This is a genomic window from Acidovorax sp. Leaf191, assembly GCF_001424425.1.
Lineage (GTDB): Bacteria > Pseudomonadota > Gammaproteobacteria > Burkholderiales > Burkholderiaceae_C > Acidovorax.
Genome location: NZ_LMPT01000019.1, coordinates 971601 through 998332, shown reverse-complemented (window position 1 = coordinate 998332; position 26732 = coordinate 971601). Strand labels below are relative to the sequence as shown.

The following is a 26732-nucleotide window of genomic DNA, read 5'->3' as shown; positions in this document are numbered from 1 at the left end:
CTCCCCCGACACCCGGCCATGTCCGCCCACTACTCCCACGGAAACCACCACGCCGAAGGCGAATACGAGGACCTGCTGAGCCTCTGGTCGGACCTGGAAGCGGCCCTGTCGGTGTTGCTCTCGCGCCCCCTGCAGGTGCAGGACTTTCCCGCCAAGGTGCGCCAGTTCGACGGCTGGCTGCAGGACCTGGTGGCGCATGACATCGATGCCGCGCTGTACCTGATGTTCCAGCTGGCGTCCACGTCCACCGTGGGTTACAGCGCATCGCACGCGCTGGTGTGCGGCACGCTGTGCCACATCATGGCGCAGGAGCTGCAACTGCCCCAGCGCGAGCGCGACAGCCTGGTGCGCGCAGCCCTGACGATGAACATCGGCATGACCGCCCTGCAGGACGAGCTGGCCGAGCAGCGCGAACGCCCCACCAGCGCGCAGCAGGAAGCCATCAAGAGCCACCCGGAAGAAAGCATGCTGGTGCTGGAGCGCCTGTTCATCAACGACACCCTGTGGCTGGATGTGGTGGGGCAGCACCACGCGAGCATTGCCGACCGGGTACCGCTGGCGCAGCAGGACCCCGAAGACCGCCTGACCCGCATCCTGGGCACCATCGACCGCTACGCGGCCATGATCAGCCCGCGCAAGTCCCGCGCCGGCCGCAGCGCGACCGACTCGGTGCGGGCCATCGTGGGGCAGGAGATCGACCAGCGCGACGAGGTGAGCTACACGCTGGTGCGCTCCATCGGCCTGTGCCCGCCCGGCACCTTCGTGAAACTGGACAACGGTGAAACCGCCATCGTGCTGCGCCGCAGCGAGAAGGCCAACCACCCGCTGGTCGCGAGCCTGCTGGACCGCAGCGGCCATCACCACGCCCAGCCGAGCCTGTACCAGACCGCCAGCGGCAAGCCCCGCATCCAGTCGGCCCTGGCCCGCTCTGCCGTGAGCCTGGAGCTCAACCACCGCACCATGATGCGCCTGGGCCTGTATGCCGCGCAGCACAGCGCGGGGCTGCGCAGCTTCACCACGGGGCCGAGCGCGCTCTAGAACACGTTCGGCACGGCAGTGCCGACAAGTGCCGACCCCCTGCGTAAACGTGGCCCGGCAACGCCCATCGGCGCCGCCACCATCAGACCTACTTGGCGGCCTTGTTGCCCGCAGCCTCTGCAGCCTGCGCGGTCTTCTTGCTGCCCAGGCGGGATTCCTTGCCCGCAATCAGCCGCTGGATGTTTTCCTTGTGCCGCCAGGCCAGCAGCAGCGCCATCACCACGATGGACACCGCGATCGTGCCTTCGGCATACCAGACCACGCCGTCCACCAGCAGGTAGTACACCGGCGCAAACGCCGCAGCCACCAGCGAGGCCAGCGACGAGTACCGAAAGAAGAACGCGATGATGACCCAGGTGAGCGCCGTGGCCAGGCCCAGCCACGGGCTGATGCCCATCAGCACGCCCAGTGCGGTGGCCACGCCCTTGCCGCCCTCGAAGCGGAAGAACACGGGCCACAGATGCCCCAGGAACGCTGCCAGGCCCACCATGGCCACGGTGCCGTCTTCCAGGCCATAGGGGTGGCCGAACCACATCACCAGCGCCACGGGCAGCCAGCCCTTCAGCGCGTCGAGCAGCAGCGTGATGATGGCCGCGGCCTTGGAGCCCGAGCGCAGCACGTTGGTAGCGCCAGGGTTCTTGCTGCCGTAGGTGCGCGGGTCGCTCAGGCCCATGACGCGCGTCACGATGACGGCGAACGACAGCGAGCCCAGCAGGTAGGCGGCCACGGTGGCAAGCAGGGGGTAGACGGCGGTCAAAGCAATTCCTCGTTGGTCGGTGGATCAGCCTTCTGGCGGGCTGTGGTCGGGGCGGCCTATTCTGCCAGCGCGCAGTGCACGGGCTTGGCACCCAGCAACTGCACGCACACCTGCGGGTCCAGCTGCACCAGAAAGCCCCGCCGCCCGCCGTTGATGGCGATGCGGGGCAGTTCCAGAATGGTCTCTTCGATGTACACCGGCATGGCGCGCCGCGTGCCGAACGGCGACGTGCCGCCCACCAGGTAGCCACTGTGCCGGTTGGCCACCTCGGGCGCGCACGGCTCCACCGATTTGGCGCCGATCTGGCGCGCCAGGTTCTTGGTGGAGACCTTGCGGTTGCCGTGCATCAGCACCAGGAGCGGCTTGGCGTCCTGGTCCTGCATCACCAGCGTCTTGACGACGGTGAAAGGATCGAGCCCCAGCACCTCGGCACTGTGCAGCGCGCCGCCGTGCTCCAGGTACTCGTACGGATGCTCGGTGAAGGCCACCTTGTTCGCCTTGAGCAACTGGGTGGCTTGGGTTTCGGAGACGTGTTCTTTCTTGGCCATGGTGCGGTCTGGGTAGGAAGCGAATGGTAGCCACTTGCAGAGGCGCCCGCCCGCTGCGTCACGGCCACGCGGCCTGCGCGGCGCCCCGTGCCTTGCGCCGGCCGACCTTGCGTTTGCCGTACTGCTCGATGGCCGCCACCAGCGCGTCGGTGAACTGCTGCACCAGCGCCGACGGCACCCGCCCGTCGCCCGCCAGCACCTGCAGGCGCCGCTGCTGCAACTGCGCCTCGTCGAAAGGCCGGGCCGCCAGCAAGCCGGCCTCCACCCAGCGCGCCGCGGTCAGGTAGCTGGCCAGCGCTACGTCCTGGCCGCTGAGCAGCGGCAGCAGCGCGGACGAGAAGTTGCTCTCCACCGCCGGCACATAGCGCAGCCCCTGCACCGCGCAGCTCAGGTCGAACAGCTGCCGTCCGGTGGTGCTGCTGGCGCCCATCAGCAGCGGGTAGCGCACCACGTCGGCCACCGACACGCTGCGCTGGCGCGCCAGCGGGTGCTGGGCCGGCATGATCGCGTAGATGGGTGCGATGGCCGAGTGCAGCACCTGCAGCCCCTTCTCGGGCGCCACGCTGTATTTGAGCGCCAGGTCGACCTCCCCGCGCAGCACCAGGGCCGACACCTCCTGCGGCACGGCCACCTGCAATTGCAGCTGCACCTGCGGGTGGGCCTGCCGAAAGCTGGACATCACCAGCGGCATGAAGGTGGCGGCAAATCCCTCGGTACAGGCCACGCGCACGCGCACGGCGCCCTGGGCCGACAAGCCCTGCAGTTGATCCACGAGTTCGGTCGCTTGCGCGTCGTGCGCATTGGCGTGGGCCAAGAGGTGGGTGCCCGCCTCGGTCAGCGCCATGCCGCGTGCCTGGCGCTCGAAAAGCACCACGCCCAGGCTGTCCTCCAGCTTGCCCAGCTGGCGGCTCACGGCCGAGGCCGCCACGTGCAGGCGCTGCGCCGCCTGGTTGACGGAGCCCGTGCGCGCCACCTCCAGAAAGTAGCGCACGGGCAGGCTGAGCAATGAAATCGGCATGGCGGCGTCCAGTCACAAAAAGGCAATGGTCAGTTGCCAAATCTCTATTCAAAGCAATGGTAAACCGGCTTCCATCTTGCATGGCTTAGGGCTCCAATTCACCCATGCCCGTGCGCACATGCCGCGCCGCCTTGTGGCAGCTGCAACCTGCGCCCAGGCCTCACCACCGGAGTCCGCATGAAAAAACGCCTCGTTCGCCCCTCGTTGTTGTCCGCCGCACTGGCCACCTTGGCAATCCTTGCCGGCGTCGGCAGCCCCTCCTTCGCCCAGACGGCTGCGCAGCCGGATGCGTGGCCCCAGCGGTCCGTGCGCCTGGTGGTGCCGTTTCCGCCCGGCGGCGGCACCGATGCCGTGGCCCGCGCGCTGGGCCAGAAGCTGGCCACCCGCCTGGGCCAGCCGGTCGTCGTCGACAACAAGCCCGGCGCCTCCACCATCATCGGCACCGACAGCGTGGTCAAAGCCGAGCCCGATGGCTACACCCTGCTGGTGTCGGGCTCCACCAGCTACACCGTCAACGCCGCGCTGCGCCCCAAGCTGCCGTACGACCCGCTCAAGGACCTGGCCCCGGTGGCCATCATTGCGCGCGCACCGCTGGTGGTGGTGGTCAGTGCCACCTCGCCGTACAAGGACCTGGCGGGGCTGCTGGCAGCGGCCAAGGCCGCGCCCAAGACCATCAACTACGCCACCTTCGGCTCGGGCTCCGCACCGCACCTGGTGGGCGCGCTGATCGAGCAGGCGGCCGATGTGCGCCTGCAGGACGTGCCCTACCGCGGCAGCGCCCAGGCCATGATGGGCCTGATCGGCGGCGAGATTCAGATGGCCGTCGACACCGTGGCCAGTGCCGCGCCGCACGTGCGGTCCGGCAAGCTGCGCGCCCTGGCGATTGCCGGCAACGAACGCGCCCGCGCCCTGCCCACGGTGCCCACCGTGCAGGAGCTCAAGCTGCCCGACGCGGCCTTTGATGGCTGGTACGCCGTGGCAGCGCCCGCGCGCACGCCGGCGCCCATCGTGGACAAGCTGCTCAAGGAAGTGGAAGCCGCCCTGCGCGACCCGCAGTTGCAGGAGCAAATCCGCGCCCAGGGCATGGAGCCGGTGTTCATCGGCCCCAAAGCCATGCACACCGCCATGGACAACGAGATCGGCCGCTACCGCGCGCTGGCCCACCGCGCCAAGATCGTGGTGGACTGATGAATGCAGAGACGACAACCTCCGGAAGGACCCGCACGATGACCCGCGAACAACTGATAGACAGCGTCCAGCGCTACTTCGACGACGGCCGCTTCGAGGGCGACCTGCGCCGCCGCGTGGCCTGGCGCACCGAGAGCGACACCGGCAAGGTGCCGCCCGAACTGCGCCTGTACCTCACCGATGAAATGGTGCCGTGGCTCGCGCCCCTGGGCTTCGAATGCCAGGTGCTGGACAACCCCTCGCCCCAGGGTGGGCCGTTCCTCATCGCGCGGCGCGTGGAAGACCCGGCCCTGCCCACCGTGCTCACCTACGGCCACGGCGACGTGGTCAACGGGCAGGAGAGCAACTGGCGCGAGGGCCTCTCTCCCTGGGAGATGACCATCGAAGGCAACCGCTGGTACGGCCGCGGCACGGCGGACAACAAGGGCCAGCACACGGTGAGCCTGGCAGCTCTGGCCCACGCCATCGAAGCGCGCGGCGGCCGCCTGGGCTACAACGTGACCCTGATCATGGAGATGGGCGAGGAAGCCGGCTCGCCCGGCCTGGCGGCGTTCTGCGAGCAGCACAGCGATGCGCTGAAGGCCGACCTCTTCGTCGCCAGCGACGGCCCCCGCGTGAATGCGGGCCACCCCACCCTCTTTCTCGGGTCGCGCGGCGCGATCAACTTCTCGCTCACCGTGCGCAGCCGCGACAAGGCCTACCACTCGGGCAACTGGGGCGGCGTGCTGGCCAACCCGGCCACGGTGGTCACGCATGCGCTGGCAACGCTGGTGGATGCCCAGGGCCGCATCCTCGTCAAAGGCCTGCTGCCGCCCTCGGTGCCCGACAAGCTGCGCACCGCGCTGAAAGACGTGGTGATCGGCGCCGGTGCGGACGACCCCGCGCTCACGCCCGGCTGGGGCGAGCCGGGCCTCACGCCCGCCGAGCAGCTGGTGGGCTGGAACACGCTGGAGGTGCTGGCGCTGGGCTCCGGCAATGCACAACGTCCGATCAATGCCATTCCGTCCAGCGCGGTGGCGCACTGCCAGCTGCGCTTCGTGGTGGGCACCGACTGGCGCAACGTGGAGCGCACCCTGCGCGAGCATCTGGACGCCCATGGTTTCGCTGACGTGGAGATCACCATGGGCATGGTGTGCGGCGCCACGCGGCTGGACCTGCACAACCCCTGGGTGGACTGGACGCTGGCCTCGCTGCAGTCCAGCGCCGGCCAGGCCGCCACGCTGCTGCCCAACCTCGCAGGCTCGCTGCCCAACGACATCTTTGCCGACCAGTTGGGCCTGCCCACGCTGTGGGTGCCGCATTCGTACCCGGCCTGCGCGCAGCACGCACCCAACGAGCATCTGCTGGCGTCGGTGGCGCGCGAAGGGCTGGCGGTGATGGCCGGCTTGTTCTGGGATTTGGGCGAGGCCCACGGCGTGCCGTGGAAGGATGGCGCGCTGACGGCAGAGGCCGCAGCAGCCTGATGAAGGCACGCTCGCCAGTGCAAAGGTGCACTGGCGGTGCACGAAGAGGTCAGCGATCCTCAAGCCCCATCACGGAGCGCACTCCATCACCGACGCAACAGCGGTGTGGAGCCTGCCGAACGCCCACACCACCGCAGAAAAGTCGAAACGCTGCGCGGCGCTTCGACAGGCTCAGCGTGAACGGTGGTGGTGGTGTCTAGCTGCTTCGAGGCGCCGCAGGCGACTCAGGGGGGAACGTCAAAGTGCAGGGTCGCGGATTTCCCAGCGGATCGCGTCGATCGCCTGCAGCACCTCGGGCGAGAGCTTCGTGTCCCAGGCGTTCAGGTCCTCATCCAGTTGCGCCACCGACGTCACGCCGATGATGGTGCTGGCCACCTGCCACTTGGTGTAGCAGAAAGCCAGGGCCAGTTGCGTGGGCGTGAGGCCGTTGTCGCGGGCCAGCTGGTTGTAGCGGCGCGATGCGGCCAGCGCCTCGGGGCGGCCCCAGCGCTGCTTGCGCACCGACTCGTAGGTGGCGATGCGCGCGCCCTGCGGCGCGCCCGGGCCGGTGAGGCCGCTGTCGTCGTACTTGCCGGTCAACAAACCGAAGCCCAGCGGGGAGTACGCCAGCAGCGACACGTTCAGGCGGTGGCAGGTTTCGTCCAGGCCGTTTTCCCAGGTGCGGTTGATCAGGCAATACGGGTTTTGCACCGTGGCCACGCGCGGCAGGCCGTGCTGCTCCGCCAGCCGCACGAATTCGTGCACGCCGTAAGGGCTCTCGTTGGACAGGCCGATGTGGCGCACCTTGCCGGCCTTGACCAGGCCGGCCAGGGCTTGCAGCTGTTCGTGGATGGGGGTCTGCGACGTTTCCTTGGCGGGGTCGTAGTACAGGTTGCCGAAGGCGGGCACGTGGCGCTCGGGCCAGTGGATCTGGTAGAGGTCGATCACGTCGGTCTGCAGGCGGCGCAGGCTGGCGTCGCACGAGGCCACAATGTCGGCCTGCGTCATGCCCTTGCCTTCACGCACCCAGGGCATGCCGCGCGAGGGGCCTGCGACCTTGGTGGCCACCACCAGCTTCTGGCGCGCGCCGGGGTTCTTGGCGAACCAGTGGCCGATGATGGTCTCGGTGGCGCCAAAGGTCTCGGCCTTGGCCGGCACCGAGTACATCTCGGCCGTGTCGATGAAGTTCACACCCCGGTCGAGCGAGCGCGTGAGAATGGCGTGCGAATCGGCCTCTGCCACCTGCTCGCCAAAAGTCATGGTGCCCAGGCAGATGGGAGTGACCTGCAGATCGCTGGTGCCGAGTTGGATTTTTTGCATGGAAAGAAGGAGTACGGGCAAACGAAGGACTGCGCAGAATAATGGATTTCGCTGCGCTCTGCAGGCCGCCGCAGGGCGGCCTGCAGAGCCTGCCTCACCCCCGCGCCACCCGCCGCCCCACCAGCCGCGCAGGCGACACCGCTGGCGGCGGTGCAGCGGGCGGCCCCATTACCATCCAGGGACACCCGCAGGCCCTGCGCTTTGCGGGACCTTCCTGCTGCCCCACTTCGCGCCGCCGCCCATGTACACCCCGCTCAAGCCCTCCCGCAGCAGCACGCTGCCTCTGCGCCACCTGACCTACCACGTCCGCCACTGGGGCCCGGAACACAGCCCGCTGCCCACGCTGGTGCTGCTGCACGGCTGGATGGACGTGGGTGCGTCCTACCAGTTCACGGTGGATGCGCTGCAGCAGGAGCGCCGCATCATCGCGCCCGACTGGCGCGGCTTCGGCCTTACCTCCACCGCGCAGGCCGACCACTACTTCTTTGCCGACTACCTGGCCGACCTGGACATGCTGCTGGACCACTACGCCCCCGGCGAAGCCATCGACCTGGTGGGCCACAGCATGGGCGGCAACATCGCCATGATGTATGCGGGCGTGCGGCCCGAGCGCATCCGCCGCCTGGTCAACCTGGAGGGCTTCGGCATGCCCGCCTCCAAGCCCGAGCAGGCGCCCAAGCGCTATGCGCAGTGGATCGACGAGCTCAAGCAACTGCGCAGCGGCGAGCTGGCCCTCAAGACCTACGACAGCCAGGACGGCGTGGCCCGCCGGCTGATGAAGACCAACCCGCGCCTGTCCGAGGACAAGGCCCGCTGGCTGGCCGGCCACTGGGCCCGGCCCAACGCCCAGGGCCAGTGGGAAATTTTGGGCGACCCGGCCCACAAGATCACCAGCGCGCAGCTCTACCGGCTGGACGAGGCGCTGGCGCTGTACGACCGCATCGCCGCCCCCGTGCTGGCGGTGGAAGCCAGCGACGACAGCCTGGGCCAGTGGTGGAAGGGCAGGTACAGCCTGGAGGAATACCACCAGCGCCTGACCCATGTGCGCGACGTGCGGACCGCCGTCGTGCAGGACGCCGGGCACATGCTGCACCACGACCAGCCCGGGCAGGTGGCGCAGCTGATCGAAACGTTCCTGGCCGCCGCCTGAAGCGCCTAGCACCATCAAAATGCTCGCTACCGCTTGACCAGCAAGCGCCAGCAGCTATCATTTTTGACATTTTCATTCACTGACAGCGGTGCCGCTGCCCCACTGCGGCCCGGCGGGCAGCGCTCCTGAGGGCTTTGCCGGGGCAAGAGGCCGTCCCATGAGAAAATCGCGGGTTATTCCACAGAACACCCAGGACAAGAATCATGGACGCAGAACGCATCAACCTCATCGGCACCACCCTCGGCGACCTGGCTCTGCGAACGCAAGAGTTACGGAGGTATCTTTGACTTCGATGCCAAATTCGAACGCCTGCGCACGGTAAACGCATCGCTGGAAGACCCTTCGGTCTGGAACGACCCGAAGAAGGCCCAGGAACTGGGCAAGGAACAAAAGTCGCTCTCGGGCGTGGTCGTCACGCTCGACAAGCTCACGCGCGAGCTGGCCGACAACACCGAGCTCTATGACATGAGCAAGGAAGAAGGCGACGAGCCCGGCCTGCTCACCATCGAGGCCGAGACCGCCAAGCTGCGCCCGCTCATCGAAGAGCTGGAGTTCCGCCGCATGTTCCGCAACGAGGCCGACCCGCTCAACTGCTTCGTCGACATCCAGGCCGGCGCGGGCGGCACCGAGGCGTGCGACTGGGCCAGCATGCTGCTGCGCCAGTACCTGAAGTACGCCGAGCGCAAGGGCTTCAAGACCACGGTCGAAGAAGAAACCCCGGGCGACGTGGCCGGCATCAAGAGCGCGACGATCAAGGTCGAGGGCGAGTACGCCTACGGCCTGCTGCGCACCGAAACCGGCGTGCACCGCCTGGTGCGCAAGAGCCCGTTCGACAGTTCGGGCGGCCGCCACACCTCGTTCGCGTCGCTGTTCGTCTACCCGGAGATCGACGACTCCATCGAGATCAACATCAACCCGGCCGACGTGCGCACCGACACCTACCGCGCATCCGGCGCGGGCGGGCAGCACATCAACAAGACCGACTCGGCCGTGCGCCTGACCCACATCCCCACCGGCATCGTGGTGCAGTGCCAGGACGGCCGCAGCCAGCACGGCAACCGCGACATCGCGTGGCAGCGCCTGCGCTCCAAGCTGTACGACTTCGAGATGCGCAAGCGCCAGGAAGAAGCCCAGAAGCTGGAAGACACCAAGACCGACGTGGGCTGGGGCCACCAGATCCGCTCGTACGTGCTGGACAACAGCCGCATCAAGGACCTGCGCACCAACGTCGAAATCTCGGCCACGCAAAAGGTGCTGGACGGCGACCTGGACGCGTTCATCGAAGCCTCGCTCAAGCAGGGCGTGTAATCCATGTCCGCCACCCCATCGCTGCGCACTGCAGGTGCGCCCGCGCACACCGAAGCCATCATCTTCGACATGGACGGCACCATGATCCACTCCATGCCCTGGCACGCCCAGGCCTGGGTCGAGTTCACGCGCCGCCGCGGCATGCACATCGACGTGCCCGACCTCATGGCCCGCACCACGGGCAAAAATGGCACCGAGTGCATCGTGGAGCTGCTGGGCCGCGCGGTGTCGCAGGAAGAAGCCGACGCGCTCACGCACGAAAAGGAAACCATCTACCGCGAGCTGTTCGCGCCACGCTTTGCCGAAGTGGCCGGCTTTCGCGCGTTCGCGGCGCAGGTGCATGCGCGCGGCCTGAAGGTGGCGGTGGGCACGGCGGGGGACATCGGCAACGTGGAGTTCGCGCTGGGCCACCTCGCACTGCAGCCCGCTCCGCTGGCCATCGTGCGCGGCGACGAGGGCCTGCCCGGCAAGCCGCAGCCGGCGATCTTTCTGGAGGCCGCGCGCCGCATCGGCGTGGCGCCCGAGCACTGCATCGTGTTTGAAGACGCGCCCTTCGGCATCGAGGCCGCGCGGCGCGCCGGCATGCGCGCCGTGGCCATTTGCAGCACCCACAGTGCAGACGAACTGGCGGGCCCCCACGTGGTGGCCGCCGTGCGCGACTACACCGAACTCATGAACACCGACTTTCTGGAGAGCATCCATGTTGCAACTGCATAAAGCAGACGGAAGCGGAGACGCAGTGGCCCACCCGGCCGCCATCCGCCGCGAGGACTACACCGCCCCCGCCTACTGGATCGACAGCGTCGAGCTGACCTTCGACCTGGACCCCGCCAAGACCCGCGTGCTCAACCGCATGCTGCTGCGCCGCAACCCCGACGTGGCCGCGCAGCCGCTCAAGCTCGACGGCGACGAGCTGAACCTGGCGCGCGTGCTGGTCAACGGCCAGGGCACCTCGTTCAAGATGGAAGGCTCCCGCCTGGTGCTGGAGAACCTGCCCACCATCGAAGACAACGGCAACGAGCCCTTCACACTCGAGATCTTCACCACCTGCTGCCCCGCCAAGAACACCCAGCTCATGGGCCTGTACGTGAGCCAGGGCACATTCTTCACGCAGTGCGAGGCCGAGGGCTTTCGCCGCATCACCTACTTCCTGGACCGGCCCGACGTGATGGCCAGCTACACCGTCACGCTGCGCGCCGACAAGGCCCAGTACCCGGTGCTGCTGAGCAACGGCAACCTGGTGGACAGCGGCCCGCTGGAAGACGGCCCGAACGGCGCCCGGCACTTCGCCAAGTGGGTCGACCCGCACAAAAAGCCCTGCTACCTGTTCGCCCTGGTGGCGGGCAAGCTGGTGGCGCGCGAGCAGCACATCAAGAGCCGCTCGGGCACCGACCACCTGCTGCAGGTGTACGTGCGCCCCGGCGACCTGGGCAAGACCGAACACGCCATGAACTCGCTGATGTACAGCGTGGCCTGGGACGAAGCCCGCTTCGGCCTGCCGCTGGACCTGGAGCGCTTCATGATCGTCGCCACCAGCGACTTCAACATGGGCGCCATGGAGAACAAGGGCCTGAACATCTTCAACACGAAGTACGTTCTGGCCAGCGAATCGACGGCCACCGATGTGGACTTCGCCAACATCGAAAGCGTGGTCGGCCACGAGTACTTCCACAACTGGACCGGCAACCGCGTGACCTGCCGCGACTGGTTCCAGCTGTCGCTGAAAGAAGGCCTCACCGTCTTTCGCGACCAGGAATTCAGCATGGACCTGGCCGGCAGCCCGTCGGCCCGCGCCGTCAAGCGCATCGAGGACGTGCGCGTGCTGCGCACCGCCCAGTTCCCCGAAGACGCGGGCCCCATGGCGCACCCGGTGCGGCCCGACAGCTACGTCGAGATCAACAACTTCTACACCGTCACCATCTACGAAAAAGGTGCGGAGGTGGTGCGCATGCAGCACAACCTGGTGGGCCGCGAAGGCTTCGCCAAGGGCATGAAGCTGTACTTCGAACGCCACGACGGCCACGCCGTGACCTGCGACGACTTCGTGCAGGCCATTGCCGATGCCAACCCGGGCAGCCCCCTGGCGCAGCACCTGCCCCAGTTCAAGCGCTGGTACAGCCAGGCCGGCACGCCCCGCGTGCGCGCCACGGGCCGCTACGACGCCGCCACGCGCTGCTATGCGCTCACCCTGGCGCAAAGCTGCGACCCCACGCCCGGCCAGAGCGAGAAGCTGCCCTTCGTGATCCCGGTGGAGCTGGGCCTCATCGACGCGGCCACCGGCGCCGCCCTGCCCCTGCACCTGTCGGGCGAAGGCGCTGCCACCGACGCTGCGGACGCCGCCGTGCCCACGTCGCGCGTGGTCGTGCTCACCGAGGCATCGCAGACGCTCACCTTCACCAACGTGGACGCCGAGCCCGTGCCATCCGTGCTGCGCGGCTTCAGCGCCCCCGTGGTGCTGGACATCGAGTACACCGACGCCCAGCTGCTGGCCCTGCTGGCCAACGACACCGACGCCTTCAACCGCTGGGAAGCCGGCCAGCGCCTGGCCCTGCGCTTTGCCTGCGCCGCTATCAATACGATAGCTGGTAGCGCACAACCAACAAGCGGTAGCGGCCCATCGGACTCGCAAATCCTGCCAGCGGAGTTCGTGGACGCCATGCGCGCCGTGCTGCGCAACCCGCTGCTGGACGCCGCGTTCAAGGAGCTGGTGCTCACCCTGCCGTCCGAGACCTACATCGCCGAGCAACTGGCCGTGGTCGACCCGCAGCGCATCCACGCGGTGCGCGAAGCCATGCGCGAGCAACTGGCCGTGTCGCTGCAAGCCGACTGGGAGACCGTCTGGGAGCACAACCAGGACACCGGCGGCTACAGCCCCGACCCCGTCTCCTCCGGCCGCCGCGCACTGAGCGGCCTGGCGCTGCACATGCTGTGCATCGCCGCGCAAAAGACTGGCGACGCCGTCTGGCCCGGCAAGGCGCTGCAGCGCTTCAAGGTGGCGAGCAACATGACCGACCGCTTCAACGCCCTGACCGCCCTGGTGGCCAGCGGCAGTGAACTGGCCGGGCCAGCGCTGGCGCGTTTTCATGCGATGTTCAAGGACGAGCCGCTCGTCATCGACAAGTGGTTCGCGCTGCAGGCGGGCGCCCCCGACCGCGGTGGCAACGTGCTGCCTGCCGTGCGCCAGCTCATGCAGCACCCGGACTTCAGCCTGAAGAACCCCAACCGCGCGCGCAGCGTGATCTTCAGCTACTGCAGCGCCAACCCGGGCGCCTTCCACCGCGCGGATGCCGCGGGCTACGTGTTCTGGAGCGACCGGGTGATCGAGCTCGACGCCATCAACCCGCAGGTCGCTGCCCGCCTGGCGCGCGCGCTGGACCGCTGGAAGAAGCTGGCCGAGCCCTGGCGCACCGCCGCCCGCGAAGCCATCGCCCGCGTGGCCGCCAAGCCCGACCTGTCCAACGACGTGCGCGAGGTGGTCACCCGCGCACTGGCCGACTGAGCCGGACCGCACGCATGGCCTTGTTCTCCCGAACCTCCAGCCCCGCGCAGCAGTTCGCGCAGCGGTTCAACCCGCTGCGCGACACCGTGTACGACGAGGGCGCCATGTTCAGCGGCTCGGCCATGTCGGCCGACCTGGCGGCGCTGCGCCCCCTGGCCGAGGGCCTGGGGGCCGAATCGCCCGAGCTGGCCGAGCTGCTGTGGCTGCAGTTCGTGGTCTATTCCAAACGCCAGATGGACGACGAGGGCCTGCCCCTGGGCCTGCGTGCGCTGGCCATCCGCGCGGCACTGGGCCAGCTCACGCCCACCGACCGCTACCAGCAGCACTACGCCATCGGCGAATCGGCGCTGCAGTCCGAGGAATACGACACCGCCATCGAACACCTGCGCCAGTCGGCGCAATGGGCCGAGCAGGACGGCGCGGTGCTGAGCCCCGAGCAGAAGCTGGGCATCCGCGAGGAGATCGGCTACGCCCTGCACGAAGCCGGCCGCTTTGCCGAGGCCCTGGCGCACAACCAGCAGCTGCTCAGCGATGCCCAGAGCGCCTTTGGCTCCGACAAGGACGTGCGCCTGTCGGGCCTGATCAACAACCTGGCGCAAAACGCCTACGAGCTGGGCGACCACGCCCAGGCACGGCAGTACCTGGCGCAACGCCTCGCCCTGGGCCAGGCGCTGCACGACGACGGCATCGTGCTGGACACCCTCTTCCAGCAAGGCGTGCTCGCCCACGAAGGCGGCGACTCCGCGCTGGCCCGCAGCCTGTTCCAGCAACGCGTGGCCATCGCCCATGCCAGCGGCGACGACGACCTGCTGGCCGAAACCGAGGCGACCCTGGCAGAGCTGACCGAGCGCGAGCAGTCGCGCTGACCCCTTTCACACCACCACCCACAGCCTCAAGGACGATCCACCGATGAGCTCCCGCATCTCCCTCACCCGCTACCTGGTCGAGCAGCAACGCATCGACGGGCTCATCCCCTCGCAGCTGCGCCTGCTGCTCGAAGTGGTGGCCCGCTCGTGCAAGAGCATCAGCCAGGCCGTCAACAAGGGCGCGCTCGGCGGCGTGCTGGGCACGGCCTCCAGCGAGAACGTGCAGGGCGAGATCCAGAAGAAGCTGGACATCATCGCCAACGAAGTGCTGATCGAAGCCAACGAATGGGGCGGCCACCTGGCGGCCATGGCGTCCGAAGAAATGGACGGCATCTATCTGGTGCCCAACCGCTATCCGCAGGGCGAATACCTGCTGCTGTTCGACCCGCTCGATGGCTCTTCCAACATCGACGTGAACGTGAGCATCGGCACCATCTTCAGCGTGCTCAAGAAGCCCGACGACGACCGCGGCGTGGAGGCTGGAGACTTCCTGCAGCCCGGCACCGCGCAAGTGGCCGCAGGCTACTGCATCTACGGCCCGCAGACCACGCTGGTGCTGACCGTGGGCGACGGCGTGGCCATGTTCACGCTGGACCGCGAGCAAGGCTCCTTCGTGCTGACCGAAGAGAACGTGCGCATTCCCGACGACACCAAGGAATTCGCCATCAACATGAGCAACATGCGCCACTGGGACGAGCCCGTGAAGCGCTACATCGACGAATGCCTGCAGGGCAAGGATGGCCCCCGCGGCAAGGACTTCAACATGCGCTGGATCGCGTCCATGGTGGCCGACGTGCACCGCATCCTGACCCGTGGCGGCATCTTCATGTACCCCTGGGACAGGCGCGAGCCGAACAAGCCGGGCAAGCTGCGCCTGATGTACGAGGCCAACCCCATGGGCTGGCTGGTCGAGCAGGCCGGCGGCGCCGCCACCAACGGCAAGCAGCGCATCCTGGAAATCCAGCCCACCCAGTTGCACGAGCGCGTCAGCGTGATCCTCGGCTCCAAAAATGAGGTCGAGCGCGTGACAAGCTACCATTCCGCGCTATAATTTGAGGCTTACGCCGGTGTAGCTCAGTCGGTAGAGCAGCTCATTCGTAATGAGAAGGTCGGGTGTTCGATTCATCTCTCCGGCACCAAATGAAAAGCCCTGATTCGCAAGAGTCAGGGCTTTTTTGTTGTGGGGGGCCTTGGCGGCAGCGCAGTTGGCAACGGTACGACACGATGCCAGGTCCACCACGCACCACGCACCAACCGATACCACCAGGCAACGGCCACCGCCCCACCGGCAACTTGGCCGGTGGGGCGGTCTGAAACCACGCGAACAGTCCCCTCAGAACCTGTACTTGGCCGACGCCGTCACCGTGCGCTCCCGGCCCAGGTAGCACTCGCCGTGGTAGCAGATGGAGTTGTACTTCCTGTTCAGAAGGTTGGTCACGTTCAGGGCAAAGCGCCAAGGGCCCTGGTCGTACTGCAGCACGGCATTGAGCAGCGTGAACCCGCCTTCGGTCGAGGTGTTGGCCTCGTCGTTTTGCCGTGGGCCCACATAGCTGGCGCCTGCGCCCACGCCCAGGCCCGCGCCCACGGCGTAGTCGAGCCAGACCGATGCCATCTTGCCGGGCACTGCGGCGGGGCTCTTGTGGACCTCGGCCGCATTGGCGCTTTGAAGGACCTTCACGCTCATCCAGGTGGCAGAGGCCGTGGCGCTCAGGCGGTGGGTGAGGTCGGTCTTGGCTTCGAGCTCCAGCCCCCGGGAACGCTGTTGGCCGATCTGCCGCGCTTCCGACGTGATGCTGTCGTTGGTCACGATGTTCGTCTTGCGCAGCTCGAACAAGGCCGCCGTGAAAAGGCTCCCGCCATCGTGCGGCCTGTACTTGACGCCCACCTCGACCTGCCGGCCCCGGCTGGGCTGAAACGGGTTGTTGGCGGCATCCACACCGCTGGTCGGCAGGAACGACTGGGCATAGCTCGCATACGGCGCCCAGCCATTGCCCAGCAGGTAGTTCAGCCCGGCCCGGCCGCTGAAGGCGTGGTCGTTCTGCGTGGACCGGGTGCTCAGGCGGTTGTCGATGGTGGACCTGACATGGTCGTGGCGACCGCCCAGCGTCGCGATCCAGCGATCACCGAACCGGATCTGGTCCTGGGCGTAGACCCCCACCTGCTGCACGCTCTGGCGGAAGTCGGCCCACGGCAGGCGGGGTTGCGGCACCGACATGCCGTACACCGGGTTGAGCAGGTCGAGGTCAGGCCCGGTGCCACGCCAGCGCAAGGCGGTGCCTTTCAGATGGTTCCAGTCCACGCCGAAGAGCAACTGGTGCTGGGTGGTGCCGGTGATCAGGCTGCCCTGCAGTTGCGTGTCCACCGATGCCTGTTCGAGCGCGTCGTCCCAGGACCGGGTCATGCGCGACAGGGTGTGGCCGTCGGGCTGCAGCGTGTCGCCCCACAAGGCCCGCCGTGCCATCGAAATGTCGGTATAGCGCGCGTTCTGCCGCACGCTCCATCCATTGCCGAGCGCATGGTCGAACCGGTAGCCCACCGAGTACTGGTCCTGCTGAAAACGGCTGAAGGAAGGGTCTCCATACTTCACCTGCCTGCGGACACCGCCGGGGTCGGTGAAGATGGCGTAGTACGGGTCCTCGCCGGACTCGTCGTTGAGCAGTTCTCCAAACACGGTGAGCGAGGTCGCCGCGCTCGGGCTCCAGCGCAGCGACGGTGCCAGGTAAGCGCGCTGCCGGGTGATGCGGTCGCCGTTCGCGTACCGGTCCTGGTCCTGGCTGTCCAGGGCCACACCGACCAGCCGGAAGGCCAGGTCGCCGCCCTCCCCCACCGAGCCCCCCAGGTCCACGCCCAGCTGCTTGCGGTTGAAGTTGCCCACCTGCACGTCGACCTCCCGCGTGGCTTGCGGCCCCGGCGCCTTGCTCACCCGGTTGACGATGCCGCCCGCATCGCCCTGTCCGTACAGCACCGACGAGGGCCCCCGCAGCACCTCCACCCGCTCCAGGCCGTAGGTCTCCGTCATGCGGTAGATGACGCCGAACTGGCTTTGGGGCAGGCCGTCGCGGAAGCTGCTGCTGTTGCCCGGGAAGCCGCGCAGGGACAGGTATTCCCAGCCACGGTTGTCGGGCCCGTAGGCAGCGACGGACACGCCCGGCGTCTGGCCTACGACGTCCATCAGATCCAGGGCGCCGCGCGCCTCCATCTCCTGGCGGCCGATCACGGACAGCGACTGCGGAACCTCCAGGATGGAGCTGTCCGTCTTGGTGCCCGTGGCGCTGCGCTGGGCCACATAGCGCGGGACGGGGCCAGTGGCGGTCTCTGGCTCGGCGCTGGCATTCACTGTGACCGAGGGCAGCGTCGCGGCAGAGCCCGGGGGCGGCACGGCACGGATCAGCACGGAGGCGCCTTCGCTGACCGCCATCAGGCCGCTGTGGGCCAGCAGCCTGTCCAGCGCCTGCCGGGGCGTCATGCGGCCACTGACTGCCGGGGCCGTCTTGCCGGCCACGAGCGACTGTGGCACCGCCACCTGCATGCGGGCTTGCCTGGCCCAGTCGTTGATCGCATCGCCCAGCGGTTGGGCGGCGATGGCGATGTCGCGCTCGGCAGCGGACGACAGCGCGCTGTCGACCGCCTGCGCCCGGGCGGATGCGGTGAACGCACCCGACGCGACGGCGAAAGGGATGGCCAGCGCAAGCGCCGCCGAAGAGGGCAATGGAGATTTTTTCATGGTCACTTCACCAACAAGATACGAATGGTTCTCGTTCGTGTAGACGTACCGGCAGGGCGTTTGCCGGATACCTGGGCCAAACATTTTCAAAAATCGCTGCTCATCCACCCTGCCGCCGCAGCGCGTAGCCGTCACCCAGGGGCACGAGCTGCAGTTGCAGCGCGCCAGCGAGCAGGCGGCGCGCCGTGGCCGCATCGCGCGGGTCGAAGGTGCCGGAGAGCCGAAGGTCGAGCGCTGATGGGTCCACGTCCACCAGGCCCAGATCGGCGTAGCGCCCCATCTCGGCCATCACCGTCTTCAGCGGGGCGTTGCTGAAGCTGATCTGCGCACCCTGGTGCCAGGGCGCCGCGCCGTCCCTGGGCAGCGCCTTCACGACCGGCTGCGCACCGTGCCCCTGCAGCACCAGATGCTGGCCGGCCGTGAGCTCCACCTGATGCGCCGCAGCGTCCGCACCACCGCCCGCCACCAGGCCGTTCGCCACCCGCACCCGGCCATGCTCCACCGCGACTTCAACGCCTTCCCGCGAGGGAATGCCGGGTGTCGATCGCACGGTAAAGCGCGTCCCGACCACCGTCACACGCACGTCTTGCGCCGTGACCTGAAAGGGCCGGCCCGGGTCGGCACGCACTGTGAACAGGGCCTGCCCCTGCACAAGCTGCACCTCGCGCCGGCCGCGAAAGAACGTCACCTTGAGTGTGGTGGAGGTGTCCAGCCGCAGTTCGGAGCCATCGGGCAGCGTCACGTGGGACTGCTGGCCGCGCCGCGTGCCGAAGGCCTGCTCGTACACCGGGCGGGCCTCCAGGTGTTGCCAGCCAAACCAGCCCCCCGTGACGGCCACCGCAGCCACGCCCGCCAGGGCCCACCCCGCCATCGCACGGCGCCGCGGCACCGGCACTGCGGCCGGCGCGCGCTCAGCGGCCACCAGCGCGCGCAGTCTGGCTGCGGTGTCGCGCGGCATCGTGTCGATCAAGGCCCAGTCGGTGGCCCAGCGCGCATAGGCCTGGCGGTTGCCGGCATCGCGACCGAGCCACTGCGTGAAAGCGGCCTCGTCCGCTGCGGACCACGCACCATCCCCGGCATCGCGGCGCAGAAACCATCCCGCCACTTCCTGGCGTCGGCGGGCTTCATCGGTCGTGGGCTCTATGGGCATCATGGATCGCGGGAGGTGTCGGGTTGTAGACGAACGAGCGGCCTCAAAGCCGGAGTCTTCGGTGCGGAGCCCGCACACGGGCAGGGTGGTTCACGGTGGGGCACTGCCTGTACGGCGGCGGCGGCGACCGCCGGCCGGGGGCACCACTTCGCCCTCCAGCGCCTGCAGCTGGCGCATGCAGGCGTCCATCGCGACTTCCAGGTGGGTCTCCACCGTCTTGACGTTGACGCCCATCTTCTGCGCCACTTCGCTGCGGCTCAGGCCTTCCAGCTTGAACAGCACGAAGGCTTCGCGCGGGCGTGGCGACAGCTGCAGCAGCGCCTGCTCGATGGCGGCCAGGCGCTGGCGGCCGGACAGGATGGCGTCGGGCTCCAGGGATGGCGGGCCGACATGGGCGTCGGCATCACCCCGGTCTCCATCGCCGTCTGCAGCGCCCGTTTCGCGCACCGCAGCGCGGCGGTGGTGGTCCGTCAGGAGGTTGCGCGCAGTGGCATAGAGCCATGCGCGGGGCTCGCGCACCGCCTGGCCGGCCTGCTGCGCGGCGTAGATCCGTGCAAAGCTTTCCTGCGTCAAGTCGGCCGCGGTGTCGCGGTCGCTCACCTTGCGCGCCAGAAAATTCAGCAATTCGCGGTAGTAACGCTCGAACACGGTGTCTGAGTAGCCCGCACGTTGGCTCTACAGGCTGGCTCCAGCGTGGCCAGCCTCAAGCGAGTTGAAAATAGATGGCCTGAATTATCTGCGCGGCAGCCGGCAGGGCCCGCGCCTGCACCCTGGCGGCCCAGCGGGCCGCTGGCCTATCGGCCCAGCAGCAGCTTGATGCCGAAGAAGGCCATCAGTCCGCCCGTCACCCGGTCGATGGCGGGCTTCGCAGCGCCATACCCTTGCCGGGCCACGGCCGAAGAGAACAGGCCTGCGATCACCACGTTCAACGTGAGCGAGATGGCCCCCACCACCAGGACCGCGGCGATCTTGGCCCAGAGGGACAGGTCCGGCGTGAACAAGGTGGCGAATGCGCTGGTGAAAAAAACCAGCGACTTGGGGTTGGCAAGGTTGGTGGCCAGACCGAAACGGTAGGCCTGCCAGGCTGTCTTGCCTGCAGCCATGCCGTCGCGCACCGCCAACGGCCGGCCGGCCTGAAAGAACATCCGGGCGCCGATGTAGAGCAGGTAGACCCCGCCGGCGATGCGCAATGCCTGCTGAACCCACTGGTACTGGGCCACCACCACGCCCAGCCCCACCGCCGCCAGGCTGGCCCACGCCACGCTCGCGGTGGAAACACCCAGGCCCACACACACGGCACGCGCCCGTGACTGGCCGATGGCCGTGGCGGTGATCACCAGAAAATTGGGACCGGGACTGATGGCCAGCATCAGGTAGAGACCGGCAATGCTGGCCAGGAAAATCAGTTCGTTGGTGGGCATGGGAATCCTGCAGATAACAAATGTCGCCAGCGGAGCGCGCTGCTTCGCCAGCCGCCGCAAGGTGTTTGACCCGATGGCCCAAGGCGCAGCCACCGGGCCAGGCCTGGCGTCGAAGCACGCGGGCTCACTGCGCCGGCCCGGCGGCTGCGCCGCTCAAACGCTTGCCTTCGCTTGCAATGGCGTTCATCACCACGCGCAAAGCGGCGGTCATGGTCTTGTCGTGGCGGGTCACACTCACTTGTGTGCGGTGCAGCGGCGGGAATACGGGGCTGACGTCCAGGTCCGGATGATGGCCGGTGCCCATGACCGCCATTCTCGGCAGCAGGCTGCACCCGGCACCGGAGGCGACGACCGCCTTGATGGCTTCGACGCTGTCGAGCTCCATTTCGGGGATGGGCTTCATGCCGTGGCTGGCGAACCAGGCATCGATCAATCCGCGGGTGGAGGTCCCAGCGCTGAGCATGATCAAAGGCATGCCGATGAGCGATGGGGCGTCGACCCTGTCCGGAAAACTCCCGGCACTCCGCTGCCGGATCGCCACGATTTCATCCTCCAGGATGATGTTGGGGCTGACCAGTTGGCTGGACACCGGCAACGTGACCAGCGCGATATCCAGGGCGTTGTCTTCCACACGCCGGACCAGGTCATCGGTGTTGCCGGTGCTGATGATCAACCGGACCTTGGGAAACACCTGCCGCAGTTTGCCCAGGACGGTGGGCAGCAGGTACAGGCAATTGGTGGCACCCGCCCCGATCCGTATCGTCCCCATCACATCGTCCGCGTAGGCCGACACAGCGGCATAGGCCGACTCCATCGCGGCATTGATGTGCGGCAGGTGCTTCAGCAGATCCAGACCCGCCGAGGTGGGAACGACCGTCCGACCGAAGCGCTCGAGCAGCCGTACGCCCAGTTGCCGCTCGAGCACCCGTATCTGCTGGCTCACCGCAGGCTGGGTCAGCCCCAGTTGCCCTGCCGCCAGGGTAAAGCTGCCCAGCTGCACGACGAGCTCCAGCCGCCGCAGTTGCTCCACGCTGAAGTAAGAGCCCGTATTCGAGTGCATGGAGCTCATGGCAAAGGCAACGTGGGTGGTTTCAGGCGACAGCAGGCGGGCGAAGAGGCGCACAGGCCGTCAGACCGCAGCACCGCCGCGGCCATGCTGGCAACAACACACATCAGAAGTCTCATCACTGGGCGCACTGAATCGAAGGGGCCGCCACGTCCTGGTCGGCCATGCGGGAGGAGGGTTCCGTACGTAGACGCACGGGAAGTGCGTTTGCCGGATACAGCGGCGTCATTTATTTTGTGATGGCGCCCGGCCTGCGCGCTGCGGTCCCAGGGTGAGGGGTGCACGGGGTTGACCTGGATGGGCCAGGCCCCGATCTTCGCAAAGTTCACGCGCCGATGGGCGGCCAGGGTCCAAAGAATGGCTAATGGCTTCGATAACAGGCCGCCTCTTTATCTTCGCGAGCCCATGCAAGACCATCCAGCGCTTCAACGTTTTGCCTTCAACCCTGCGTATACCCCATGCCCAAAAATCGCCCGACTTCATTCACTGTCATTGCATGGCTCCTGATCGCGTCCAGCGCGGTGGCCCTGGCTGGCTTTGCCACCTCGCATGGAAACTCGTTGGCCGAGGACGTGATGCGGCAAAACCCGCTGCCTCTGCTGCTGCAGTACGGCATCGGCTACTTCGGGCTCGCAGTGCAGGTGGTTTGCGCCATCGCCATCCTCAGGGGGCGGCCCTGGGGCCGGCTGGTCTACACCGGCTGGGGCACCATGGGCCTGCTCATCGGGTTCGCCACGTCGCCCGTCAAGACGGCGCTCATTCCAGGGGCGGTGTTGTTCGCGGTGATCGTGTTCTTTCTGTTCAGGCCCGCAGGCAGCGCATTCCTGAAGGCGTCTTGAAAAGGATCCTTGACTGCCATGGCGGCATGCGGAGTGCAGTGCCTACCAGCCGAACACGCGCGCGGCGATCAGGGCCGCCACCACCAGGCCCAGCAACAGGCTGACGGCCTGCCAGAAGGCCACCGGGTTGCGCTGCACCAGCGGCACCGACGGGCGATCATGGAAGGGCCGACCCGGCGAGTGCAAGTCGAAGAGAAACTCCGACACCGCCTCCTGCCGGCGGGCCGGGTCTGCGCTCAAGGCCTTTTGCAGCACGCCGTCCAGCCACGCCGGAAGGTCGGGCCTGAAATGGCGCACCGGCACATACCGCAGTGCCTTGATGTCCGCCGCCGACCGGACGCGCGCGGCGTGCAGGCCGTAGGGCAGCTGTGCGGTCAGCATCTGGTAGGCCAGCACGGCCAGCGAGAACAGGTCGGACTGCGCACTGCCCTCGTGCCCTACGAAGTATTCAGGCGCGGTGTACTGCAGGGTGCCGGCGATGAAGTCCGCGCGCTGGTCCTGCCGCCCCTCTTGCAGCCCCGCCACATGCGTCGATCCAAAGTCGATGATGCGCAGGGTGCCCTGGCGGTCGATCATCACGTTGTCCGGGCGCAGGTCCTGGTGCAGCATTTCCTTGACGTGAAAGGCGTGCAGCCCCTTGCCGACCTGGGCGATGAGGCCGCGCACGGCGTCGAGGTCCGGGTGGGGGTGGTCGATCATCCACTGGGCCAGGGTATGCCCCTCCACGAACTCCATGGCGACGTACATGTGCCTTCTGGGGCGCTCGTGCACATGGGGCCGCAGCACGTGCGGGCTCTGAATGCGCCGGGCCACCCATTCCTCCAGCAGGAAACGGTCGAGGTACTGCGCATCGCCGGCCATGTCGGTGGAGGGCGTCTTGATCACCACCTGCTCGCCCGTCTCCCCATCGACCGCCAGGTAGACATGGCTGCGGGCACTGGCGTGAAGTTCGCGGACGATGCGATAGCCTTCGAACAGTGCGTTGGGCAGGAGCAGCGGTGCGGTGGCCAGGTCGGCCCGCAGGGTCTGCAGGTCGCGCAGCGGCACCTCGGGCAGCGCATCGACCCGCAGCAGTTGCACCGTCAGGTCGTCGTCGGCACCGCGTGCCTGCGCGGTGTCCACCAGCGCCTGCGCGGCGTGGTCCCAGTCGTCGGGATACAGCGCCAGTGCCTCGTGCACTGCCGCGGCGTCGATGTGCAGGTATGCACCGTCGGTGGCCAGAAGGTAGATCGCGCCCACGTCCGCCGGCAGGCTGGTGTAGTCGATCTCGACGTTGGGGCCCGTGCCCAGCGCGCGGCCCAGGAAGGACTCCACAGAGGACAGGTGCACGCGGTGGTCCTGCGTCAGCGGCTCCAGCGACTGCGCGTGCACCCGGTAGATGCGCGAGTCGCCCACATGCAGCAGGTGGATGTCGCGGCCTTTGAGGATGAGCGCGCTGAAGGTGCAGACATAGCCCCGGTCCTTGTCGAACCGCGCATGGCTGCGCATGGTCTGGGCATGCAGCCAGGCATTGGTGGCACTCAGCACACGCTGCGCGGACCGGCGCACCGACCAGGCGTCGGAGGTGGCGTAGTAGTCGTCCAGAAAGCTGCGCACCGCAGCGGCACTGGCCTCCTGGCTGACCGCGCTGGAGCCGATGCCGTCGGCCAGCGCCACGGCAATGCCTTTGGTGCTGCGCAGCGGCTCGGCCGGCAGCACGGCGCCGTGGAAGTCCTGGTTGACGCCGCCCTGCCCCGCCCGCGAATGCTGGCCCAGCGTGACGCGCAGGGTGTGGTTCTTTGCGCTCATGGCACAGGTGTCATCGCAGGCAGGGCCGAACCGCTCCGGCCCTGCAGTGCCTGCATTTCGTTCAGCGCCTTTCAGGCCACCTTGCGCTTGGGCGCGGTCTTGTAGTGGGTGGAGTACAGCATGGCACCCACGAAGGTCAGGCCGCCCACCAGGTTGCCGATCACGGTGGGGATTTCATTCCAGACCAGGTAGTCCATGACGGTGAAGTTGCCGCCCAGCAGCAGGCCCGAGGGAAACAGGAACATGTTGACGATGCTGTGCTCGAAGCCCATGTAGAAGAACAGCGCGATGGGGATCCACATGCCGATGGCCTTGCCCGACACCGAGGTGGACATCATCGCGGCCACCACGCCGGTGGATACCATCCAGTTGCACATCACGCCGCGGATGAACAGGGTCAGCATGCCGGCTGCGCCGTGCGCGGAATAGCCCACCGTGCGGCCTTCGCCGATGTGGCCGATTTTCACGCCGACCGCGTTGGGCGCCTCGCTGAAGCCGAAGGTGAAGATGATGGCCATGAACACGGCCACCATGAAAGCCCCGCCGAAGTTGCCGCAGAACACCAGGGCCCAGTTGCGGAACACGCCGCCCCAGGTGGCGCCCGGGCGCTTGTCGAGCACGGCCAGCGGTGCCAGGGTGAACACGCCCGTCAGCAGGTCATAGCCCAGCAGGTACAGCAGGATGAAGCAGCCCGGGAACAGCATGGCGCCCAGCAGTGCGTTACCGGTATTGACCGTGACGGTGACGGCGAAGGCGGCGCCCAGCGCCAGCATGGCACCGGCCATGAAGGAGCGGATCAGCGTATCGCGGGTGGACATGAGCAGCTTGGATTCGCCGGAATCGACCATCTTGGTCACGAATTCGGAAGGGGCGAGATAGGCCATGGAGTTTCCTTGGGGTGCGGTGACTGGCTGACAGACCGACTGAGTAAGTGAGTGAGTGACTGCCCCGTCAAGCCCTCGGCACGAGGGGGCGCAACAAAGGAAAACGGCGTCCAGCATGCAACCCGTCTGACCGGGTGACACACAGGGACGCCGTTATCCTTGGATGCGCGATTTCCGCAGCCCTCTGACCACATCGTGGCCTGCAGGGCGGGCAGCGCGGGCCTTCGTCAGCCCGGCACTGTGCTGTGTATGAGCAAGTTCTGTACCGTCAACGGGGCGGTCGCCAAGGCGTGCAACGCGCGTTCCGAGATTGCTTTGGAAGCCGCAGCAGTCCACGCGCCTCGCTTCTGTGCAGCCCGGCACCAAGTTGGATCATTCGGGGGGCGTCTTTGGGGCGCGCAGGCCCTGCTGCAGCGCCACCGCCAGATCCGGCAGCGACAGCGTGGCCTCGGCCACATCGAGCAGGCGGCGGTTCTGGTCCATCGAGGTCTTTTGCAGCACCCGGAAGGCCACTTCCTCGTTCATGCCCAGCCGGGCCATCAAGACGCCCTTGGCACGTTCGATGACCTTGCGCTCGTTCAGCGTGCGGCGGGCGGCATCGAGCTCCGCCTCCATGGTGGACATGCGCGCCGACTGGGCCTGCAGCAGGTCCAGCAGCGACGCGGCCTCGTTGCCGTAGGCACTGCCGGGCTGCTCGGCCACGGCGGTGGGCGCCAGTGCCATGTCGAAGAATCGGTCCACCGCGTGGGTGCGCTGCGGCGGGTTGTCGCGCAGGCCGCGCAGCAGGCCCTTGGAATCCTGCAGGTCCTGCTGCGCCTCCTGGATGCGGGCTGCGCAGTCATCGCGCAGCTGCTTGACCAGATCGACCTGCAGATGCCACAGCGCGTCGATGCGCTCGGAGCACACATCGAACCAGACGTCGCTCAGGTCGCTGTCGAGCACCGCGCCCGGCCGGGCCACGCACAGCGTGCGGCGCAGCCGCTCCAGCTGCGCCACGCTGGGCGACAGCTGCTGCTGGTCCCACCGGGTGCGCAGAGCGGGGTCGGCAAACTCGGCAAAGATGCGCAGGCTGCGCTCCTGCGCGTCGATGAGGTGCAGCACCCGCTGCTGGTGCGCCTCGCTGCCGGTGCCCGATGCGTACAGCAGCGCGCCCAGGGCCCGCTCCTGCCCAGCCTCTTCCTGTGCCTGCACCAGGTGCAGCAGGCCTACCAGCAGGCGCGACACGCTGGGCAGGCCCGCCGCGTCGGCCACGTGGAAGACCAGCTCGATCAAGCCTGCGATCAGGTGGCTATAGGCGGCCACGGAGTCATGGGCCGACATCGCCTGCCGCTCGACCTGGGTGCGCAGCGCGGGCAGCGACTCCATGCCCAAAAGGGCCCACGCCATCAGTGACAGCGCCTTGGCCGTGGCACCCTGGGCAGGCTCGACATGTTCGGCAAACACCTCGCGCAGCCGCGTCTCGAGCAGCACCACCTCGTCCACCATCTTGCGGCGCACGTCGGCAAAGCGCTGCCCGCGGGATGCCAGGTACACGCCGGATGCACCGCGCTCTCGCTGCAGGCCCTGGATCAGTTGCCCGATCACATCCACCAGCTCTGCGCGGCGGGCCAGGTGCCGCACCGCATCGATCTCCAGTTGCTTGGACCGCAGGACAAGGTTCGAGACGGACAAGGTCGCCACCGGGTCAAGCATGCAGGTTTCCTGGGTTCGTTGGTTCAAGGACGAC

Annotated in this window: 22 protein-coding genes and 1 tRNA gene; 11 read left to right on the top strand and 12 right to left on the bottom strand. The window is 67.7% G+C overall.

Annotated features, from left to right (window positions below):
* Positions 1 to 18: 18 nt before the first annotated feature.
* Positions 19 to 1038 carry an HD-GYP domain-containing protein gene (locus ASG27_RS18580; RefSeq protein ID WP_056413559.1) on the top strand — a complete coding sequence of 340 codons (1020 nt, stop codon included), beginning with the start codon at positions 19 to 21 and terminating at the stop codon, positions 1036 to 1038.
* 88 nt (positions 1039 to 1126) lie between these two features.
* On the opposite strand, the gene plsY is transcribed toward ASG27_RS18580, so the two are convergent.
* From plsY to ASG27_RS18565, 3 genes are read right to left on the bottom strand one after another with little or no spacing between them, the layout of a single operon-like run.
* A complete protein-coding gene (gene plsY, locus ASG27_RS18575) occupies positions 1127 to 1795 on the bottom strand; it encodes a glycerol-3-phosphate 1-O-acyltransferase PlsY (protein WP_056413562.1) in 669 nt (222 codons plus the stop codon).
* A 56-nt stretch (positions 1796 to 1851) separates the two neighbouring features.
* Entirely contained in the window at positions 1852 to 2343 is a 492-nt protein-coding gene (locus ASG27_RS18570) for an aminoacyl-tRNA deacylase (protein WP_056413564.1), read from the bottom strand.
* Between the two features lie 58 nt (positions 2344 to 2401).
* Positions 2402 to 3361, bottom strand: a complete 960-nt coding sequence (locus ASG27_RS18565; RefSeq protein ID WP_056413567.1) for a LysR family transcriptional regulator — start codon at positions 3359 to 3361, stop codon at positions 2402 to 2404.
* 177 nt (positions 3362 to 3538) lie between these two features.
* Between ASG27_RS18565 and ASG27_RS18560 the strand changes: the two genes are divergently transcribed.
* A complete protein-coding gene (locus ASG27_RS18560) occupies positions 3539 to 4549 on the top strand; it encodes a Bug family tripartite tricarboxylate transporter substrate binding protein (RefSeq protein WP_056413570.1) in 1011 nt (336 codons plus the stop codon).
* A gap of 38 nt (positions 4550 to 4587) precedes the next feature.
* Positions 4588 to 6012 carry a M20 family metallopeptidase gene (locus ASG27_RS18555; protein WP_056413571.1) on the top strand — a complete coding sequence of 475 codons (1425 nt, stop codon included), beginning with the start codon at positions 4588 to 4590 and terminating at the stop codon, positions 6010 to 6012.
* 237 nt (positions 6013 to 6249) lie between these two features.
* Here ASG27_RS18555 and ASG27_RS18550 read toward each other — a convergent pair whose 3' ends face one another.
* Complete coding sequence (locus ASG27_RS18550; protein ID WP_056413572.1) at positions 6250 to 7311, bottom strand: aldo/keto reductase; 1062 nt, start codon at positions 7309 to 7311, stop codon at positions 6250 to 6252.
* A gap of 241 nt (positions 7312 to 7552) precedes the next feature.
* Between ASG27_RS18550 and ASG27_RS18545 the strand changes: the two genes are divergently transcribed.
* The 7 genes from ASG27_RS18545 (at position 7553) to ASG27_RS18515 (ending at position 15273) form a co-directional block, all read left to right on the top strand.
* A complete protein-coding gene (locus ASG27_RS18545; protein ID WP_056171824.1) occupies positions 7553 to 8461 on the top strand; it encodes an alpha/beta fold hydrolase in 909 nt (302 codons plus the stop codon).
* A gap of 203 nt (positions 8462 to 8664) precedes the next feature.
* A protein-coding gene (gene prfB / locus ASG27_RS18540) for a peptide chain release factor 2 (protein ID WP_156370489.1) occupies positions 8665 to 9769 on the top strand; the annotation gives its coding sequence in 2 pieces (ribosomal slippage) (positions 8665 to 8745 and positions 8747 to 9769; 1104 coding nt in all).
* 3 nt (positions 9770 to 9772) lie between these two features.
* Positions 9773 to 10486 carry an HAD family hydrolase gene (locus tag ASG27_RS18535; RefSeq protein WP_056413573.1) on the top strand — a complete coding sequence of 238 codons (714 nt, stop codon included), beginning with the start codon at positions 9773 to 9775 and terminating at the stop codon, positions 10484 to 10486.
* Positions 10470 to 13268, top strand: a complete 2799-nt coding sequence (gene pepN, locus ASG27_RS18530; protein ID WP_056413576.1) for an aminopeptidase N — start codon at positions 10470 to 10472, stop codon at positions 13266 to 13268. Before ASG27_RS18535 ends, pepN begins: the two co-directional genes overlap by 17 nt.
* 14 nt (positions 13269 to 13282) lie before the next feature.
* Positions 13283 to 14134: a tetratricopeptide repeat protein gene (locus ASG27_RS18525; RefSeq protein WP_056413579.1), complete on the top strand. Its 852-nt coding sequence runs from the start codon at positions 13283 to 13285 to the stop codon at positions 14132 to 14134.
* Between the two features lie 43 nt (positions 14135 to 14177).
* Positions 14178 to 15185, top strand: coding sequence for a class 1 fructose-bisphosphatase (locus ASG27_RS18520; protein ID WP_056413581.1), 1008 nt, complete (start codon positions 14178 to 14180; stop codon positions 15183 to 15185).
* Positions 15186 to 15197: 12 nt separating this feature from the next.
* Positions 15198 to 15273, top strand: a tRNA-Thr gene (locus ASG27_RS18515).
* Between the two features lie 194 nt (positions 15274 to 15467).
* Here the strand turns inward: ASG27_RS18515 and ASG27_RS18510 are convergent.
* From ASG27_RS18510 to ASG27_RS18490, 5 genes are all read right to left on the bottom strand, one after another.
* The gene (locus ASG27_RS18510; RefSeq protein WP_056413582.1) at positions 15468 to 17858 is read right to left on the bottom strand and encodes a TonB-dependent siderophore receptor; all 2391 of its coding nucleotides are present in this window, start codon (positions 17856 to 17858) and stop codon (positions 15468 to 15470) included.
* 100 nt (positions 17859 to 17958) lie between these two features.
* Entirely contained in the window at positions 17959 to 19011 is a 1053-nt protein-coding gene (locus ASG27_RS18505) for a FecR family protein (protein ID WP_056413583.1), read from the bottom strand.
* Between the two features lie 87 nt (positions 19012 to 19098).
* Positions 19099 to 19656: an RNA polymerase sigma factor gene (locus tag ASG27_RS18500; protein ID WP_056413584.1), complete on the bottom strand. Its 558-nt coding sequence runs from the start codon at positions 19654 to 19656 to the stop codon at positions 19099 to 19101.
* Positions 19657 to 19802: 146 nt separating this feature from the next.
* Positions 19803 to 20429, bottom strand: coding sequence for a LysE family translocator (locus ASG27_RS18495; protein ID WP_056413585.1), 627 nt, complete (start codon positions 20427 to 20429; stop codon positions 19803 to 19805).
* A 124-nt stretch (positions 20430 to 20553) separates the two neighbouring features.
* Positions 20554 to 21498 carry a LysR family transcriptional regulator gene (locus ASG27_RS18490; RefSeq protein WP_156370491.1) on the bottom strand — a complete coding sequence of 315 codons (945 nt, stop codon included), beginning with the start codon at positions 21496 to 21498 and terminating at the stop codon, positions 20554 to 20556.
* A 455-nt stretch (positions 21499 to 21953) separates the two neighbouring features.
* Between ASG27_RS18490 and ASG27_RS18485 the strand changes: the two genes are divergently transcribed.
* Positions 21954 to 22334, top strand: coding sequence for a hypothetical protein (locus ASG27_RS18485; RefSeq protein ID WP_056413586.1), 381 nt, complete (start codon positions 21954 to 21956; stop codon positions 22332 to 22334).
* Between the two features lie 42 nt (positions 22335 to 22376).
* On the opposite strand, the gene ASG27_RS18480 is transcribed toward ASG27_RS18485, so the two are convergent.
* The 3 genes from ASG27_RS18480 to ASG27_RS18470 form a co-directional block, all read right to left on the bottom strand.
* Positions 22377 to 24122, bottom strand: coding sequence for a bifunctional protein-serine/threonine kinase/phosphatase (locus ASG27_RS18480; protein WP_056413589.1), 1746 nt, complete (start codon positions 24120 to 24122; stop codon positions 22377 to 22379).
* A 71-nt stretch (positions 24123 to 24193) separates the two neighbouring features.
* Positions 24194 to 25006, bottom strand: coding sequence for a formate/nitrite transporter family protein (locus ASG27_RS18475; protein ID WP_056413592.1), 813 nt, complete (start codon positions 25004 to 25006; stop codon positions 24194 to 24196).
* A 372-nt stretch (positions 25007 to 25378) separates the two neighbouring features.
* Positions 25379 to 26698: a nitrate- and nitrite sensing domain-containing protein gene (locus ASG27_RS18470; protein WP_056413594.1), complete on the bottom strand. Its 1320-nt coding sequence runs from the start codon at positions 26696 to 26698 to the stop codon at positions 25379 to 25381.
* Positions 26699 to 26732: the final 34 nt, after the last annotated feature.

Excerpts from the sequence above, each read along its gene's own strand:
- ASG27_RS18490 (WP_156370491.1), bottom strand. The coding sequence starts at position 21,498 with ATGAGCTCCATGCACTCGAATACGGGCTCTTACTTCAGCGTGGAGCAA.
- ASG27_RS18485 (WP_056413586.1), top strand. The coding sequence starts at position 21,954 with ATGCCCAAAAATCGCCCGACTTCATTCACTGTCATTGCATGGCTCCTG.
- ASG27_RS18570 (WP_056413564.1), bottom strand. The coding sequence starts at position 2,343 with ATGGCCAAGAAAGAACACGTCTCCGAAACCCAAGCCACCCAGTTGCTC.
- ASG27_RS18480 (WP_056413589.1), bottom strand. The coding sequence starts at position 24,122 with ATGAGCGCAAAGAACCACACCCTGCGCGTCACGCTGGGCCAGCATTCG.
- ASG27_RS18580 (WP_056413559.1), top strand. The coding sequence starts at position 19 with ATGTCCGCCCACTACTCCCACGGAAACCACCACGCCGAAGGCGAATAC.
- ASG27_RS18475 (WP_056413592.1), bottom strand. The coding sequence starts at position 25,006 with ATGGCCTATCTCGCCCCTTCCGAATTCGTGACCAAGATGGTCGATTCC.
- pepN (WP_056413576.1), top strand. The coding sequence starts at position 10,470 with ATGTTGCAACTGCATAAAGCAGACGGAAGCGGAGACGCAGTGGCCCAC.
- ASG27_RS18505 (WP_056413583.1), bottom strand. The coding sequence starts at position 19,011 with ATGATGCCCATAGAGCCCACGACCGATGAAGCCCGCCGACGCCAGGAA.
- ASG27_RS18545 (WP_056171824.1), top strand. The coding sequence starts at position 7,553 with ATGTACACCCCGCTCAAGCCCTCCCGCAGCAGCACGCTGCCTCTGCGC.
- ASG27_RS18470 (WP_056413594.1), bottom strand. The coding sequence starts at position 26,698 with ATGCTTGACCCGGTGGCGACCTTGTCCGTCTCGAACCTTGTCCTGCGG.
- ASG27_RS18560 (WP_056413570.1), top strand. The coding sequence starts at position 3,539 with ATGAAAAAACGCCTCGTTCGCCCCTCGTTGTTGTCCGCCGCACTGGCC.
- ASG27_RS18495 (WP_056413585.1), bottom strand. The coding sequence starts at position 20,429 with ATGCCCACCAACGAACTGATTTTCCTGGCCAGCATTGCCGGTCTCTAC.
- ASG27_RS18535 (WP_056413573.1), top strand. The coding sequence starts at position 9,773 with ATGTCCGCCACCCCATCGCTGCGCACTGCAGGTGCGCCCGCGCACACC.
- ASG27_RS18510 (WP_056413582.1), bottom strand. The coding sequence starts at position 17,858 with ATGAAAAAATCTCCATTGCCCTCTTCGGCGGCGCTTGCGCTGGCCATC.
- ASG27_RS18565 (WP_056413567.1), bottom strand. The coding sequence starts at position 3,361 with ATGCCGATTTCATTGCTCAGCCTGCCCGTGCGCTACTTTCTGGAGGTG.
- ASG27_RS18525 (WP_056413579.1), top strand. The coding sequence starts at position 13,283 with ATGGCCTTGTTCTCCCGAACCTCCAGCCCCGCGCAGCAGTTCGCGCAG.
- ASG27_RS18550 (WP_056413572.1), bottom strand. The coding sequence starts at position 7,311 with ATGCAAAAAATCCAACTCGGCACCAGCGATCTGCAGGTCACTCCCATC.
- ASG27_RS18520 (WP_056413581.1), top strand. The coding sequence starts at position 14,178 with ATGAGCTCCCGCATCTCCCTCACCCGCTACCTGGTCGAGCAGCAACGC.
- ASG27_RS18555 (WP_056413571.1), top strand. The coding sequence starts at position 4,588 with ATGACCCGCGAACAACTGATAGACAGCGTCCAGCGCTACTTCGACGAC.